Origin of the sequence: Pseudomonas sp. HLS-6 (assembly GCF_002753995.1) — a bacterium.
Lineage (GTDB): Bacteria > Pseudomonadota > Gammaproteobacteria > Pseudomonadales > Pseudomonadaceae > Aquipseudomonas > Aquipseudomonas defluvii.
Window position 1 is genome coordinate 4,026,739 of the sequence record NZ_CP024478.1, and the last position, 16,032, is coordinate 4,042,770.

Here is a 16,032-nt window from a genome sequence, read left to right on the forward strand (position 1 = left end):
TCTCGCCCATATGGACACAATAATTCCTCATAGCCTGATTGCCTTGCTCGGTCGCTTCGCTATTGCGACAGTGTTCTGGCGGTCCGGCCAGACCAAAGTAGAGGGATTTGCCGTGGACCTTTTTTCAGGCACCTTCCAACTGGGCGTTCCACACCTGGCCGACTCGACACTCTATCTGTTTCGCAGTGAGTACAAGGTACCGCTGCTGCCCACTGAGTGGGCGGCCTACCTGGCAACTACAGCCGAACATCTGTTTCCCCTGTTGCTTTTACTGGGATTGGCGACGCGTCTATCGGCTATGGCCTTGCTCGGTATGACGCTGGTGATTCAGCTCTTCGTCTACCCCGACGCCTACCCCGTGCATGCAACCTGGGCCACGATCCTGTTGTACCTGATGGCCAAAGGGCCCGGACGCTTGTCACTCGACCACAGGATCGCCCGTTACATTCACAACTGCCCCAATACGGTACTGCCACGCTGAAACCAGCGCCTCAGGTAGTCGGCCAGCACCTGAACCTTTTTCGGCATTGCGCTCTGGTAGGGATGTACAAGAAACAGCGGCGTGCTACGGGTCTGAAAGTCCCGGAGCAACCAATGCAGTTGGCCGTTACTCAACTCTGCCGCCAGCATGTAAGACGGCAGGCGAGCAATCCCGACGCCGAGCAAAGCCGCCTTTTTCAGCAAGCTGTAATGGTTACTCGCAAAGGAACCGCTGACCGGCACACGCAGCAATTCGTGTTGTTGGTGATACAACCACTCCTCGCGACCACGGTAGTGACTGTTCAGCAGGCAGCGGTGCTCGCTCAACGCCATTGGGGTCTTCGGCTCACCAAAGCGCTCCAGGTACGCGGGGCTGGCGCACGTCAGTTCCTGCATGGCCAACAATGGCCGGGCAACTAACCGGGCATCGCTCTGGACTTCGGTACGAATCGCCAGATCGAAACCTTCACCCAACAGATCCCGATAGCTATTGCTCAACTCAAGCTCTACCTGCAACTGAGGGTGCGTCTCGGTGAACTCGAGCAACAAGCCTTCAAAGAAGGTCTCACCCAGCGACACGGGCACCGTCAATCGCACGGGGCCAGACAGGTCATCCTTAAGCATGGCCAAGGCCTGCCTTGCCCCATTCATCTGCCGGACTAATGCCTGGGCCTGCGGCAACAGCATGGCGCCGGCGGCCGTGAGGCTCAGGCGACGGGTCGTGCGATGCAGCAACTTCACCCCATGGCTGCTTTCCAACTGACTGATCCGCTTCGACAATTGCCCTTTGCTCCACCCCAACTGCCCTGCGGCCAGGGTGAAACTACCGGCATCCATCAAGACAGCGAAGGCCGCCAAATCGTCCAGCTCACTCATGGATTGTTTCCATAGAAAAACAAAAGGTTGCCTATTAGCACGCTTATCGACGCAAAAATCCACCGTAGACTTGGGCCATTCCCCCAAAGGAGCGTGCGATGAAAATTCTGTTGATCGGTGCCAGCGGCACCATTGGCTCGGCAGTGGCAAACGAGCTGGAGCAGCGCCACGACGTGCTGCGCATTGGCCGCACCCGCGGCGACTACCAGGTGGATATCAGTAGCAGCGCGTCTATTCGGTCACTGTTCGAACAGACCGGCCGTTTCGATGCCCTGGTCTGTGCAGCGGGCAACGTGACCTTCGCCGCACTGGAGGATATGACCGAGGAGCACTTCGCCCTGGGCCTGAACGATAAGCTCATGGGCCAGGTCAACCTGCTGTTGATCGGCCGCGAGTTCATCAATGATGGCGGCTCCTTCACCTTCACCACCGGCATCACCAGCCACGACCCGATCCGCACCGGCAGCTCGGCAAGCCTGGTCAACGGCGCCATCGACGCCTTCGTCAAGGCAGCCGCTATCGAGCTGCCGCGCGGCCTGCGAGTCAACTCGGTCAGCCCGAACGTGCTGGTCGAAGCCATGCCTGCATACGCCCCTTACTTCCGCGGGTTCAAGCCTGTGCCCGCTGCCGATGTAGCACTGGCTTATGCCAAGAGCGTAGAAGGCCTGCAGACCGGCCAAACCTATCACGTTGGCTAAACCCTTGAGATTGAGCGCCAGCCTGAGTAACGTGACGACACTTTTCCGGTAGAGACCTGGAGCTCTTTCGATGCGTGTCGCCCCTTCCCTGTTGTTAGCCGCCCTGCTGCCGTTGTTTGCCGGTTGCCAGATGTTTGCCGAGAAGACCTCGGTCTCTACGGCGGGAATGACCCGTCTGCAGGGTGAGCTCAAGGCCGAGGGAGGCAAGCTGCTGTTCCAACCCTGTGGAGAAAGCCGCCGCTTTGTGGTTCAGGACAGCGGCAACACCAGCCTCTTGCAGGAAGCCGCTACCCTGGCCAGCGAGCCCGGCGCACTGTTTGCCGACGTACGCGGTACGCTCAGTAGCAACAGCGGCAACGATGGCCAGTTCAACGTACACCAGTTGTACCGGGTCGAGCGCTCCAACAGCGCCTGCAGCGACCCCAACTTCAAGCGCCTGACCTTGCGCGCCAGCGGCCATGAACCCGACTGGAGCATGAAGGTCAGTGGCAAGGGCATGGTGCTTGACCGCCCTCAGGAAGCCTCCCTGGCGCTGCCCTATCTGGAAGAGCAACTGCCCGATGGCCGCTTCAACCTGAGTAGCGAAGCCAATGGCCAGCGCGTAGAACTGTGGGTCGCGCCACAACGCTGCGTCGATAGCATGACAGGCGCTGTACAGCACCTGAGTGCAGAGCTGCGTATCAACGGCAAGACCTTGCGTGGCTGCGGTTACTACGGTGGTTCACGCAACGACTGACCGTCGGCGCGTTTATCCTGCCTGAAGCGCTGATGAAAGGCTTATACTTGGCGGTTTGTGCAAAGCTGCCGGCCCTTCCATGGCCGGGATACTGGACCCTGTCATGCTACGAATCACTGAACTGAAGTTGCCGCTGGACCATACTGACGAAGCCCTGCGCGAAGCCATTGTGCAACGCCTGGGCATCAGCGATGACCAGTTGCTGGACTTCACCCTGTTCAAGCGCAGCTACGATGCGCGCAAGAAGAACACCGAACTGCTGTTCATCTACACCATCGATGTGAACGTGCGTGACGAAGCCGCGCTGCTGCAAACGTTCGCCGATGACCGCAACATCGGCCCCGCTCCGGATGTCAGCTACAAGCCGGTGGGCCAAGCCCCTGAAGGCCTGACCGAGCGCCCGATCGTGGTTGGCTTCGGCCCCTGCGGGATCTTTGCAGGCCTGTTGCTGGCCCAGATGGGCTTCAAGCCGATCATCCTTGAACGCGGCAAGGAAGTACGCCAGCGCACCAAGGACACCTGGGGCCTGTGGCGTAAAAGCGTACTGAACCCAGAATCCAACGTGCAGTTTGGCGAAGGCGGTGCCGGGACCTTCTCCGACGGCAAGCTCTACAGCCAGATCAAGGACCCGCATCACCACGGCCGCAAAGTGCTGAACGAGTTCATCAAGGCCGGCGCGCCAGAAGAGATCCTCTACGTCAGCAAACCGCATATTGGTACCTTCCGCCTGACCGGCATGGTCGAAAACATGCGTCATGAGATTCAGGCGCTCGGAGGCGAGGTTCGTTTCGAGCAGAAGGTTACCGACCTGCTGATCGACAACGATCAGTTGCAGGGTGTGGTGTTGGAAAACGGCGAACAGTTGCATTCCCGGCATGTGGTTCTGGCCCTGGGCCACAGTGCCCGTGACACCTTCCGTATGCTGCACGCCCGTGGTGTGTTCATGGAGGCCAAACCGTTCTCGATCGGCTTCCGTATCGAGCACCCGCAATCGCTGATCGACAAGGCGCGCCTGGGCAAATACGCCGGCCACCCCAAGCTCGGCGCAGCCGATTACAAACTGGTTCACCACGCCAAGAACGGTCGCGCGGTCTACAGCTTCTGCATGTGCCCAGGCGGTACCGTGGTCGCTGCGACCAGCGAGCCTGGCCGCGTGGTCACCAATGGCATGAGCCAGTACTCGCGCAATGAACGCAACGCCAACTCCGGTATTGTCGTGGGTATCACCCCCGAACAAGACTACCCGGGTGGCCCGCTGGCAGGCATTGAGCTGCAGGAGCGCCTGGAAGCGCATGCCTATGTACTGGGTGGCAGCAACTATCAGGCCCCGGCACAGCTGGTCGGTGATTTTGTCGCAGGTCGCCCCTCTACCGCACTGGGTAGCGTCGAGCCTTCCTACAAGCCAGGTGTAAGCCTGGGCGACCTGGCGCCAAGCCTGCCGGACTTCGCCATTGAAGCGATCCGCGAAGCCCTTCCGGCCTTCGACCGCCAGATCAAAGGCTACAACCTGCACGATGCCGTGCTCACAGGGATCGAGACGCGCACCTCCTCGCCGCTACGAATCACCCGTGGTGCGGACATGCAAAGCCTGAACATCAAAGGCCTGTACCCGGCCGGTGAAGGTGCCGGTTATGCCGGCGGCATTCTCTCTGCCGGCGTCGATGGCATTCGTATCGCCGAAGCCGTCGCGCGGCAGATGCTGGGCCTCAACGACTGATCCGATCTGTCGGTGCCTGCAAGCGGATTGCAGGTGCCGACAGCTGTACGGGGGCTCTACAGACCAGCGTGCAACACGCTTTCCGGTAGGGGCTCTGCGCGCTCTGCGCAGGCGGCGACGGCTGCAATCAGGCCGTCAAGCTGATACCCCTGCCCATTCAACCAGGCCTGATCGTAATAAGTGGTGGCATAGCGCTCGCCACTGTCACACAGAATGGCAACAATCGACCCCGCCTCCCCCGCAGCCTTCATATGCTGCGCCGCCGCCAACGCGCCGATCAGGTTGGTCCCGCTGGAACCGCCGACATGCCGGCCAAGACGCTGTGCCAGGTAATGCATGGCCGCCAGCGACAAGGCATCGGGCACCTTGACCATCGCATCGATCACCTGCGGTAGAAACGAGGCTTCAACCCTTGGCCGACCTATGCCTTCGATGCGCGAACCACACTCCAGCCGCAACGAGCGGTCACCGCTGCAATAGCTCTCAAAGAACACTGAACGTTCGGCATCGGCACACAACACCCGGGTGGCATGCTGGCGGTAGCGCACATAACGCCCCAACGTCGCGGTAGTGCCGCCGGTTCCTGGGCTGGATATCAGCCAGGCAGGCTCTGCATGGCGCTCAAAGCGCATCTGGGTAAAGATCGACTCGGCAATGTTGTTGTTCGCCCGCCAGTCGGTGGCGCGTTCAGCATAGGTGAACTGGTCCATGAAATGCCCGCCGCTCTCGCGGGCCAAGCGTTCAGACTCTGCATAGATCTGCGTGGGGTCCTGTACCAGATGGCTCTGACCACCGTAAAAAGCGATCTGTGCGATCTTTTCCTGGGACGTGCTGGCCGGCATGACCGCAATGAACGGCAGCCCCAGAAGCCGGGCAAAGTAGGCTTCAGAAATCGCCGTGGAACCGCTGGATGCCTCGATAACCGGCGCACCAGGGCGCAACCAGCCGTTGCACAGCGCATACAGGAACAGCGAGCGGGCCAAACGGTGCTTGAGGCTGCCCGTTGGATGGCTGGATTCGTCCTTGAAGTACAGCTCAACGCTTGGAAATCCAGGCAGTGGCAAAGGAATCAGATGAGTATCAGCACTACGCTGAAAGTCTGCTTCAATGACTCGAATGGCTTCACGCGCCCACTGACGTTGGTTGCTCATACTGGACTCTCATGGATTGTGGTCAATGACCCCAGCGGGTCATAAGGAAAATTCCTACAAGACAGACAGATACGGCTGCACTCAAATTTCCGACTCGACTGCTAGGCTGGCCGTCCTAATGCTGAGCAACAGCTTATAACAAAAAAGAATATAATTTTTGTTTTAATGCCTAAGCTCACAGGTTAGGGTGTATCCCTTTTTTGAATTTCAGGATGGAGAGCGACCTTGCCTCTGCGTAGCACTTTCACTCGTTTCTTTCAGTTGGAAGCTGCCAGCGGTCTGTTGCTGATTGCTGCAGCCGCCCTGGCACTTATCGTCAACAATTCACCCCTGTCCTTTCTCTACAATGGCCTGCTCGAGGTGCCTGTCGTTGCCCAGGTCGGCGCGCTTAAAATCGCCAAGCCTCTGCTATTGTGGATCAACGATGGCCTGATGGCGCTGTTCTTCCTGCTCATTGGCCTTGAGGTCAAGCGCGAGTTGGTTGATGGGCACCTGTCCAAACCCTCGCAAGTGGTTCTGCCCGGCGCAGCTGCGATTGGCGGCATGGTTGTACCGGCGTTGATCTACTGGTTCCTGAACAAGGACAACCCGGCTGCGGTGGCGGGCTGGGCTATCCCTACCGCGACCGACATTGCCTTCGCCCTGGGCGTGCTCGCACTGCTCGGCAAGCGGGTCCCGGTATCGCTCAAGCTGTTCTTGATGACCCTCGCGATCATTGATGACCTGGGCGCGATCGTTGTCATCGCCCTGTTCTACTCCGGTGAGCTGTCGAGCCTGTCGCTGATGTTGGCGGGCGCCTGCCTGCTGACACTGATCGCGATGAACCGACTGGGCGTCATCAAGCTTGGGCCCTACATGATCGTCGGCCTGATCCTCTGGGTCTGTGTACTCAAGAGCGGTGTACATGCCACGCTGGCAGGCGTCACGCTGGCACTGTGTATCCCGCTGCGCACGAAAAACGCCGAGCCGTCTCCGCTGATGAGCCTGGAGCACGCCCTGCACCCGTGGGTCGCCTTCGGTATCCTGCCGCTGTTTGCCTTCGCCAATGCTGGCGTTTCGCTGGCCGGTGTCACGGTAGAAAGCTTCACCCACCACGTGCCCATGGGCATCGCCATTGGCTTGCTGCTGGGCAAGACCGTTGGTGTATTCGGCCTGACCTGGATCGCCGTAAAGACTGGCCTCGCGGCCTTGCCGACCGGCGCCAACTGGGGGCAGATTCTCGGTGTGGCGATTCTGTGCGGCATTGGCTTCACCATGAGCCTGTTCGTCGGCTCACTGGCGTTTGAGCCGGGTAGCAGCGAATTTGCCGGCATGGACCGAATGGGTATCCTGACTGGCTCGATCCTTGCCGCACTGATCGGATATGCAATCACGGCAATGGCCAGCCGCAAGACCGCCAAGGCCTGAAGCACGCAGGCAACAAAAAACCCCGACCGGCCAAGCCGCGTCGGGGTTTTGTTTTTTATGCGCCGGGGTATCAGCGAGTGACGCGACTGGTGCCGTCGACGGTCATGATGCGTACACGGTCACCCACGCGGAAAATCTCGTTTTCCTGGACCTGTTGCACATAGGCGCGCATGCTCCCATCATCTTCGCGCACGGTGATTTCAACACCCTGAGTACGCGTAATGCCCTCTTCTGCCGCAGAGCCGAGCAGGCCGCCGGCAACCGCGCCAATCACAGCGGCCACCACGCTGCCACGGCCACCACCAACGCCACTGCCGGCTACACCACCAACGATGGCACCCGCACCACCACCGATAGGCGTCTTGGTACCTTCGATTTTCACCGGTCGCAGAGACTCAATGGTCCCCATGCGTACGGTCTGCACGCGCCGAGCCTCATCACGGGAGTAGGAGTCACCGGTCAGGCTGGACGCACAACCACCAAGAAGCAGTGACAGGGTGGTCACGGACGCTACCAGCAGAACAGATTTACGCATAGGATCATCTCCAAAAGACAAGTTGCCATTAGACTCCGCGCGTTGACGGCTGTCACGACAGCGGCAGTATAAAATTGCTTCCATACAGCGTCCGTACAGGCGGCCCATCGACCGGTCTGTAAAAACTGTTTTTACTGCGCAAGGATAAACATGGATTACTTCATCATCGCGGCCACTACCGTCGCGGGTTTGTACTTCCACTGGTCGCTCTACGTCCGCATCAAGCGCTGGTCGGACCGTGACCTGGCGCTCTCGTTGGCAGGTAGCGATCCCCTGAAGCGTGAGTACATGCTAAAGCGGTTGGACAGCGCCAAGACCCAGAAGGTCAAACGCCGTGACCTGGCAGCCTGGCTGGAACGCGAAGCTGCCGGGTATCAGGCGAGTTAAGGCGCCAGGCGCTCACGCACCCAGTGCCCATCCACCAAGCGGTAGTTGAGGCGGTCATGCAAACGGCTTGGACGCCCCTGCCAGAATTCGATGCGATCGGGCAGCAAACGGTAACCGCCCCAATGCTCAGGGCAATGCGGCTGGCTGTCGCTGAAGCGCTGCTCAGTGTCCTTGAGCAACGCTTCGAGCTCTGCACGGTCTGCAATCACCTGGCTCTGCGGTGAAGCCCAGGCCCCCAGGCGACTGCCCAAAGGGCGAACCTGGTAGTACGCATCGGACTCCTGTGGCGACACCTTGACCACCTTGCCTTCAATGCGCACCTGCCGCTCCAGGGCTGGCCAGAAGAAGGTCATGGCGCCATAGGGGTTGTACAGCAGTTGCATGCCCTTGGCGCTGTCATAGTTGGTAAAGAACGTGAAACCCTGCTCATCCAGCCCCTTGAGCAACAACACGCGACAATGTGGACGGCCATCTGCATCGACCGTCGCCAGGGTCATGGCGTTGGCCTCTACAGGCGGCTGTTCGGTTTTAACAGCTTCAGCGAACCATTGGTGGAACAGAACGAAAGGCTCGCTCGGTGCCTGGGCTTCAGCCAGTCCATCACGGGTGTAGTCACGGCGCATATCGGCCAGGGTCTGGGTCATAGCAGCGTTCCTTGACGATCAGTTGGTCTTCGCGGTACTGACGGCAGCAACATCCTTCGCCGCTGGCGCTTTCTTGGCCGTTGGCTTGGCAGCTGGCTTGCTGGCTGCTGCCTTCTTCACCGCGGTGTTCTTCTTCGCTACGGTTTTCTTGGCCGCCGCGGCTTTCTTGGTCGGTGCCTTTGCCGATGGTTTGGCTGCGGCCTTGGCCGGTGCTTTGGCATCCTGTACAGCAACCAGTTCAGCCGGGCTTGGCGTTGGTTGACTGTACTTGCTGAGCAACGCCAGCATGGTGTCTTGTGGGGTCAGTACCATCTCCACCCGGCGGTTCAACGCACGGCCTTTCTGGCTGTCATTGGCCGCACGCGGCATCAACGAGCCCATGCCACGCAGCATCAAGCGGTCACGTTGCAGGCCGCTGAGACGGAAAATCGCTGCCACCGACTGTGCCCGCTCCTGGCTGGTCTTCTGGTTAGCCGCTGTCGCACCGTTGCTATCACCATGCCCCACGACCAAAACAGCTGTTTTGGGATCGCTCTCGATGACCTTGGCCACCTGAGTGATCGGCCCTAACGTGACCGGCAGCAACATTGCAGGGCGGTCAGGGTTGAACGAGCTGTCAACCGGCGCGGTGATGACCAGTACATTATCACGGCGCTCCAGTTCGAACTTGCTGCCCTTGATCGCTTCACGCAAGCGCGGTTCATAGTTGTCGAGCCAGGCCTGGGTCACCTTCGGATCAGGCATCTTCAAGGCTTTGGGTGCATCTACCTTCTTGCTCTCGCCAAATGGCCACCACCCGTGGCTCTCACTTTCAGACTTGGCGTCGGCCTTGGCCACTTTCTCATCGATCGCTTTTTTCACATCCTGATCAGCAACCTTTTCGCTACCACCAAATGGCCACCAGCCATGATCGTTTTTCGCCGAAGCGTTCTGCGGGTGCTGGGCGCATCCGGTTACGGCAAGGCACAAAGCAAGCGCGAGCGTTTTATGAGAGTACATCAACGATACACCGTAAAAAGGATTAAGAATCGGCCGATACAGCCGGGCCGTTGGAAAGCAAAATGGGCCATGGGTTCCAGCACCTGGTCGACATGACTGGTCACAGGCACGTCGCTAGCACCCGTACAAGTTTCTGGGCACGCGGGTCCATCAACACATAGGGGCCCAGGGTGTTGGTGACAAAGCCAAAGGCAACATCATATTCAGGGTCGGCAAAGCCAACCGAACCACCCGCTCCCGGGTGCCCGAACGCCCTGCGCCCGAGGCCAAAGGTGGCATTGGGAACGTTTGGTTGATCCAGCATCACGCCCAGGCCGAACCGGGTCTGCGTCAGCAAGGTCAGGTCCTGGCCGATACTGTGCTCGCGGGTCAACTCATCCAGAAGCTCCGCCTCAAGCAGGCTGCCCTCCAGCAAACCGGCATAGAAACCGGCCAGGCTTCTGGCATTGCCATGACCATTGGCCGCTGGCTGCTGCATACGGCGCCACTCTGGCTTGTTGGTGCTGGTGAGCACCGAAGGCGGGTTGGTAAACGCTCGTGTCGATAATGCCTGGGGCTCGCGCATGGTCACTTGCAGCAGGCGCTGGGCCGCTTCATCCCCCATCACACCTTTGCCACGGGCGACGTGAGCAACGCGGTGAAACGCTTCATCGGCCAAGCCGATGTGGAAATCCAGGCCCAATGGCCGTGCGGTACGTGCAACGATTGAGGTACCCGGTTCCCGACCATCAGCGCGGCGAATCAATTCGCCAACCAGCCAACCGAAGGTAATCGCGGCATAGCCATGGGCAGTACCGGGCGTCCACCAGGGGGCTTCGGCGGCAAGGGTATCGACCATTGTCTGCCAGTTGTACAACGCTTCGGCAGGCAGTAATTCACGGATGGCAGGCAGGCCGGCTTGATGGCAAAGCAACTGGCGCAGGGTGATGGCTTCTTTACCTGCCGCTGCGAACTCCGGCCAGTAGCGCGCCACTGGCGCGTCGAGCTGCAACTTGCCCTCACCGACCAGTTGCAGTGCAGTCACGGCAGTAAAGGCCTTGGTGCAGGAGAACACATTGGCGATGGTGTCGCTGTGCCAAGCCTGCTCGCCATCCTTGTCAGCGCTACCGGCCCAAAGATCGACCACCGTCTCTCCGCCAACCTGAATACACAGCGCTGCGCCGCGCTCCTGAGGATCGTCAAACAAGCCGGCAAAGGCTTCGCGTACCGCTTCGAACTGAAGTTCGTAATGACCCTGAATCTGCACCCGCCGACTCCCTGCACAACCCGTGTTCTAAATGGCGTGCATTGTTCCAGCCTGACGCCGATTTGGGAACAGATAGCTGGCGAATGGTTGCGCGGGACAATACCGCCCAGATCGGCTCCTGCAACAACCGCAGGAGCCGAGAGTTGCCCCCTACTTGGCGAGCTGTTCCTGGGCCTGCAGGTTGGCCTTGCGTATGGCACCAATAAAACCCTGGAACGGTACATCGGTAATGCCGACCAGACCAAAGTGACCGTTTTCGCCGTCGAGCAAACGTCCGCTGGCAGGCTGGTCCATGTATTGGAACCAGTGCGCGCCAACAATCATAGGCTCGGCCAAAGCGGCCTTGAGGAAGTTCGCATAGGCAGGCCCTCGGTCTTCTTCCCGGGCAACCTCCATTGGCCCGGGCCAAAACGGCCCACGGTCCCGTGAGCCGAACTGAAACTCAGACACCAGTACCGGCTTGTCCAGTGCCTTGAGCTGAGTGAAGTCATAGCCATCTTGAGGCGTGGGCGTGTAGAAATTGAAACTGATCACATCACAGTACTCGGCACAGGCTGCAACCGCCTCCGGACTGCTCACCGCATAGCGGCCGCCCAGTAACAGGTGGTTGGGCGCATGCCAGTTCAACGCGTCGTCGATGGTCTTGAAGTAGGTTTGCGCAAATACCTTCTGGAAATACTGGTAGTCCGCCTCTATCTCGGGGTGCTCAGGATTAGGCAGTGGCGCCTCGAATCCCGGGTCTTCCATGAGTTCCCAGGCCGTCAGCTGGATGCCCCAGGCCTTGGACAGCCCCTCCTGGTTGCGGTACTTGTCTCGCAGTTGCTTGAGAAATGCGCGCTTGGCGGCCACGTCCGTAGTCTGGCGCAATGTACCGAACGCCAAGGCATAGCGGGCCTTCGGGTCGTCGCCCGGTGCCGCCCAGGCCAATTCGTTATCCGCAAAGTATCCGATCAACCACGGATCATCCCGGTGATCACGCGCAGCGATGGCCACTGCGCGCTCGGTCGCCATCGCAAAACGCGGATCAAACGGGTCGGGCATGGCCCCCCACCAGTCCATCCCGGTACTGATACTGCTGTAGTCGCCCACGATGGCCAGCGGCAGGGTGTAAGGCACGCGACCAAGTTGCCCCAGGGCCGGGTCGCTCCAGTTCCCCAAGGTGTTGAAGCCCCAGGCCTGCAATCGGTCGAGGGCATGAGACTGCCAGCGCTTGGCATCAAGGCTCACCGCAGGACAGTGACTGGCATCGGCACAGGGCTGGCCGTAACTGCGTTCAAGGTTGGCAGCATAGAAATCGAACCAGCGGCCCTGATTGTACGCGCGACCACGGGAGGAACCATTGCCATCGTGATTGTTCCCTTCACCGTAAAGGGACGCCAGCCGCTCCTGGCCTTGCGGCAGGCTCGTAAACATCGCCTCACGGCCCTCGACATAGGTACGGCCACCGTCTGCAGCCACGGTGTTGACCCCTAGCGAGTAGAACGGATGCCCTTCAGGTGTGACCAGGTACCAGCGACCGTCGCGCTTCTCGGTACGAAAGAAGCCCTTGGCCTCAAAGGACAGCCCACCCTTCCAGCCACCGAAAGTGTCTAGCGGCAGCTTGGCACGCTCTGCCAGCCACCCCTTGAGCTGTTGCTGTTCCTTGGCTGCAGCGCTACGCAGTTGCTCATCACTGGTCACCTTCTCAGGCCAGCGACCACGACTGAACTGGCCATAGCCATCGATAATGCCGGTATAAGCGGCCTTTTGCAGTTGATCGTCGTCCTGTGTGCCGAAACGCTCGATGAGCACGCTTTGCGCGACATTGGGCTTGGTCATCGACAAGGTCACCGACACCACCTGCGAGAGGTCCAGTTCGCCCGCACTGCTGGTCAGCAGCACACGCTGGCCTTCATGTACCCAGGGCATCGGTGGCCCGGCACGCATGCCCTGGCTCAGCGGTGAACTGGCCTTGAGCGGCACCCATACGGTCTGCGCAGGCCCGGCGGGCAGGTCGATGCGACTGGTAAGGGTCTTGCCATCGCTGCTCTGGAGCGTGACATCCAGCGTCAGTGCCCAATCCATCGCACTTTGCAGGCGCAAGGTCATGGCGCTTGCATTTGACCAGTCCCAGGCCCCCGTCTGCGGGCTGAGCCGCAGGCTCGGACGCTGCACCGGGTTGAAAACCACACGCCGCAGCACCTCGCCTTCCGCCGTTTGCTCTGCATTGTACTGCGGCAAGCTGGCATCCTCGGTCGCGACCTGCACCACGGCGGTCGGACGAACGAAGCTGAACAGCGTCTGTTGCCCGGCCAGAAGCGGCTGAGCGAACAACAGGGCGAATACGGCAGGCAGGGTGCGGTGAAGCATAAGGCTGGAGCTCTCCTTGATGACCCGGGTGGGGCCTTGATCTCAGTGATAGACAACGCCCAGGTACATTAAGCTCCGGGCGTCAGGAAATTTCCCGGCGAAACGGTGGCAATGCGTTGAGAATAGCCTTGCCATAGCGTTGAGTGACCACGCGACGATCAAGCAGGGTAATGATGCCGCGGTCTTCCTCTGTACGCAGCAGGCGACCACAGGCCTGGATCAGGCGCAAGGACGCATCCGGGACAGCAATCTCCATGAACGGATTACCGCCTCGCGCTTCGATCCATTCGGCCAACGCGGCTTCAACCGGGTCATCGGGTACCGCGAAGGGGATCTTGGCGATGACCACGTGCTCGCAGTAGGCCCCCGGCAGGTCGACACCTTCAGCAAAACTGGCCAAACCAAACAGCACACTGGAATCGCCACCGTCCACCCGCGCTTTGTGCTTGTTCAAGGTTTCCTGCTTGGACAGGTTGCCCTGGATAAACACCTGCTTGCGCCAATCACGGTCCAGGCCATCGAAGACGTCCTGCATCTGTTTACGCGACGAGAACAGCACCAGCGAGCCCCGCGAGCCTTCGACCAACTCAGGCAGGTCGCGGATGATCGCGGCTGTATGTGCAGCCGCATCACGGGGGTCGGCGCGCAAATCAGGCACACGTAGCACGCCTGCGTCGACATGGTGAAACGGGCTCGGCACAACCGCAGTCACAGCGGCCTTGGGTAAACCCGCACGCATGCGGAAACGGTCGAATTTACCGAGGGCTGTCAGGGTAGCGGAAGTAACCAGTGCGCCATGAGCCACGCTCCAGAGGTTGCGCCGGAGCATTTCGGCGGCAAGGATCGGGCTGGCGTTAACCTCAATGTCAAACAATGCGCCGCTTTCAGCCAAGGTCAGCCAACGCGCCATGGGCGGGCTGTCCTCGGGATCTTCGGCGGTAAAGGCAGTCCACAGTTCCCAGTTGCCCTGGGCGCGCATCAACAAACTGCCGAACAGCGGGTACCACTCTTCAGCCTGATGGCTGGCGATGCCGATGTTCACCTCGCCATCCATACCCTCCTTGAGCAACTCGGTCAGGCGGGTGAACAGGTCGTTCAGGCGCGAAAAGCCTTTCTTCAGTTCAATACCCATTTCCCGCATGTGCTCAGGCACCACGCCAGCCACAAAACGGTGACGCGGGCGCTCACGGCCCTCCATGTCTTCACCGGCACGGAAATCCGCCAGTTGCTCGCAGGCCGTGAACATGAACTGTTGCTGCGTCTTGATCTCTCGCGCCAGCTCCGGCACCTGTTCGATCAGCTTGCCGAGGTCGCCCGGCAGTGGATGCTGGGCCAACAGCTTGGTCAGGTTCTTGGCCGTTTGCTCAAGCCAGTCGGCGGTGGAGCGCAAACGCGTGTAGTGCGCGAAATGGCCAATGGCCTTGTCCGGCAGGTGGTGCCCTTCGTCGAAGACATAAATAGTGTCGCGCGGATCGGGCAGCACTGCACCACCGCCCAGGGCCAGGTCGGCCAGGACCATGTCATGGTTGGTCACGATGACATCGACCTTGCCCATGCCTTCACGGGCCTTGTAGAAGGTACATTGCTGGAAATTCGGGCAATGTCGGCCGGTGCATTGGCTGTGATCAGTGGTCAACCGTGCCCAGTCCTGATCCTCCAGAGCCTGAGGCCAGCTGTCGCGGTCACCGTCCCATTTATTGCCGGCAAGTTTCTCGATCATGCTGGTGAAGAGCTTCTGGCTGGCTTCGTCCACCTCGATCTTGAAGCCTTCTTCCTCGAACAACTGGGCCGTCGCCGACTGTGCATGGCCTTCCTGCAACAGCAGGTCGAGCTTGGACAGGCACAGGTAGCGCCCACGCCCCTTGGCCAGGGCGAAGCTGAAGTTCAGGCCACTGTTGCGCATCAGGTCCGGCAGGTCCTTGAATACGATTTGCTCCTGCAGGGCAACCGTGGCGGTGGCAATCACCAGGCGCTTGCCAGCAGCCTTGGCCGCCGGAATCGAAGCGAGGCTGTAGGCCACGGTTTTACCCGTACCGGTACCGGCCTCGACCGCCACCACCGCAGGGTCGCCGCTGCGTCGTCCCTCGTCGTCGCACTCGATATCGCCCAATACTTTGGCGACTTCGGCAATCATCAGGCGCTGGCCATAGCGCGGCTTGAGGCTCTTGGCTTCGAGAAAACGCGAGTAGGCGCCCTGAATTTGGGATTTGAGTTCGTTGCTGATCATGGTGTCGGGGCGCCCGAAGGGCTGGATATATTTTCAGTGTTTCGATTGGGCCGCTATCATAACCCGCTATTGCCCTTTGCGCTGAACGGAGTTCCCGATGACCGCCTTTGCCATCCCTTATAGCCTGCATGTTCTGGCCACCCTGGTCTGGGTCGGCGGCATGTTCTTCGCCTGGCTGGTACTGCGCCCGGCCGCTGTTGCCGCCCTGGACGGCCCTGCTCGCCTGCGCCTCTGGGTAGAAGTGTTTCAGCGTTTTTTCGTATGGGTCTGGGTCGCCGTCGCAGTGCTGGTGATCAGCGGCATGGGCATGCTGCACCTGCGCTTTGCCGGTTTTGAAACGGCCCCACGCTATGTACAGGTGATGATTGGCGGCGCTATCGCCATGTTGGCGCTGTTTATTCGTATCCAGACGTTGCTGCTGCCTGCATTGCGCAAGGCCGTACAGGCTGAAGACTGGTCGGCAGGTGCCGGTGTGCTCGGGCGGATTCGTCGACTGGTCGGCGTAAACCTGCTGCTGGGCCTGGCCGTGGTAGCGGTGGCCTCTTCACGTCTGCTGGTGTGATATCACAAGGCTGATCAG

Annotated in this window: 15 protein-coding genes; 7 read left to right on the plus strand and 8 right to left on the minus strand. The window is 60.1% G+C overall.

From position 1 onward, the window contains the following. The first annotated feature begins 10 nt into the window (after nucleotides 1-10). The gene (locus CS390_RS18865; RefSeq protein ID WP_065760588.1) at nucleotides 11-481 is read left to right on the plus strand and encodes a DoxX family protein; all 471 of its coding nucleotides are present in this window, start codon (nucleotides 11-13) and stop codon (nucleotides 479-481) included. On the opposite strand, the gene CS390_RS18870 is transcribed toward CS390_RS18865, so the two are convergent. After that, on the minus strand, nucleotides 448-1,356 hold the full coding sequence (locus tag CS390_RS18870) for a LysR family transcriptional regulator (protein WP_065760581.1): 909 nt from the start codon (nucleotides 1,354-1,356) through the stop codon (nucleotides 448-450). The two genes, CS390_RS18865 and CS390_RS18870, sit on opposite strands and share 34 nt — an antisense overlap. Nucleotides 1,357-1,454: 98 nt before the next feature. Between CS390_RS18870 and CS390_RS18875 the strand changes: the two genes are divergently transcribed. From CS390_RS18875 to CS390_RS18885, 3 genes are all read left to right on the plus strand, one after another. Further along, complete coding sequence (locus CS390_RS18875) at nucleotides 1,455-2,054, plus strand: short chain dehydrogenase (RefSeq protein WP_065760582.1); 600 nt, start codon at nucleotides 1,455-1,457, stop codon at nucleotides 2,052-2,054. A gap of 70 nt (nucleotides 2,055-2,124) precedes the next feature. Further along, complete coding sequence (locus tag CS390_RS18880) at nucleotides 2,125-2,790, plus strand: COG3650 family protein (RefSeq protein WP_065760583.1); 666 nt, start codon at nucleotides 2,125-2,127, stop codon at nucleotides 2,788-2,790. A gap of 103 nt (nucleotides 2,791-2,893) precedes the next feature. Then, nucleotides 2,894-4,507, plus strand: a complete 1,614-nt coding sequence (locus tag CS390_RS18885) for an NAD(P)/FAD-dependent oxidoreductase (RefSeq protein WP_099775592.1) — start codon at nucleotides 2,894-2,896, stop codon at nucleotides 4,505-4,507. Nucleotides 4,508-4,563: 56 nt separating this feature from the next. Here CS390_RS18885 and CS390_RS18890 read toward each other — a convergent pair whose 3' ends face one another. Next, nucleotides 4,564-5,658 (minus strand): PLP-dependent cysteine synthase family protein, encoded by a 1,095-nt coding sequence (locus tag CS390_RS18890; RefSeq protein ID WP_065760585.1) that lies wholly within the window; start codon nucleotides 5,656-5,658, stop codon nucleotides 4,564-4,566. Nucleotides 5,659-5,883: 225 nt separating this feature from the next. Here CS390_RS18890 and nhaA point away from each other — a divergent pair, with 225 nt between their 5' ends. Then, nucleotides 5,884-7,065, plus strand: coding sequence for a Na+/H+ antiporter NhaA (gene nhaA, locus CS390_RS18895; protein ID WP_099775593.1), 1,182 nt, complete (start codon nucleotides 5,884-5,886; stop codon nucleotides 7,063-7,065). Between the two features lie 70 nt (nucleotides 7,066-7,135). On the opposite strand, the gene CS390_RS18900 is transcribed toward nhaA, so the two are convergent. Continuing rightward, on the minus strand, nucleotides 7,136-7,600 hold the full coding sequence (locus CS390_RS18900) for a glycine zipper 2TM domain-containing protein (RefSeq protein ID WP_065760426.1): 465 nt from the start codon (nucleotides 7,598-7,600) through the stop codon (nucleotides 7,136-7,138). Nucleotides 7,601-7,750: 150 nt separating this feature from the next. On the opposite strand from CS390_RS18900, the gene CS390_RS18905 reads away from it, so the two are divergent. Next, on the plus strand, nucleotides 7,751-7,987 hold the full coding sequence (locus CS390_RS18905; protein ID WP_099775594.1) for a hypothetical protein: 237 nt from the start codon (nucleotides 7,751-7,753) through the stop codon (nucleotides 7,985-7,987). Here the strand turns inward: CS390_RS18905 and pdxH are convergent. The 5 genes from pdxH to dinG all read right to left on the minus strand — a co-directional run bounded on the left by pdxH (nucleotide 7,984) and on the right by dinG (nucleotide 15,452). After that, complete coding sequence (gene pdxH / locus CS390_RS18910) at nucleotides 7,984-8,631, minus strand: pyridoxamine 5'-phosphate oxidase (RefSeq protein WP_065760428.1); 648 nt, start codon at nucleotides 8,629-8,631, stop codon at nucleotides 7,984-7,986. The genes CS390_RS18905 and pdxH overlap by 4 nt on opposite strands. An 18-nt stretch (nucleotides 8,632-8,649) precedes the next feature. Continuing rightward, entirely contained in the window at nucleotides 8,650-9,630 is a 981-nt protein-coding gene (locus CS390_RS18915; RefSeq protein WP_099775595.1) for an OmpA family protein, read from the minus strand. Nucleotides 9,631-9,730: 100 nt separating this feature from the next. Next, entirely contained in the window at nucleotides 9,731-10,876 is a 1,146-nt protein-coding gene (locus CS390_RS18920) for a serine hydrolase domain-containing protein (protein ID WP_065760430.1), read from the minus strand. Nucleotides 10,877-11,026: 150 nt separating this feature from the next. Then, on the minus strand, nucleotides 11,027-13,225 hold the full coding sequence (locus tag CS390_RS18925; protein ID WP_099775596.1) for a beta-galactosidase: 2,199 nt from the start codon (nucleotides 13,223-13,225) through the stop codon (nucleotides 11,027-11,029). An 82-nt stretch (nucleotides 13,226-13,307) separates the two neighbouring features. Then, nucleotides 13,308-15,452, minus strand: coding sequence for an ATP-dependent DNA helicase DinG (dinG, locus tag CS390_RS18930; protein ID WP_065760432.1), 2,145 nt, complete (start codon nucleotides 15,450-15,452; stop codon nucleotides 13,308-13,310). 97 nt (nucleotides 15,453-15,549) lie between these two features. Here dinG and CS390_RS18935 point away from each other — a divergent pair, with 97 nt between their 5' ends. After that, nucleotides 15,550-16,014, plus strand: coding sequence for a CopD family protein (locus CS390_RS18935; RefSeq protein ID WP_065760433.1), 465 nt, complete (start codon nucleotides 15,550-15,552; stop codon nucleotides 16,012-16,014). The last annotated feature ends 18 nt before the right edge of the window (nucleotides 16,015-16,032 follow it).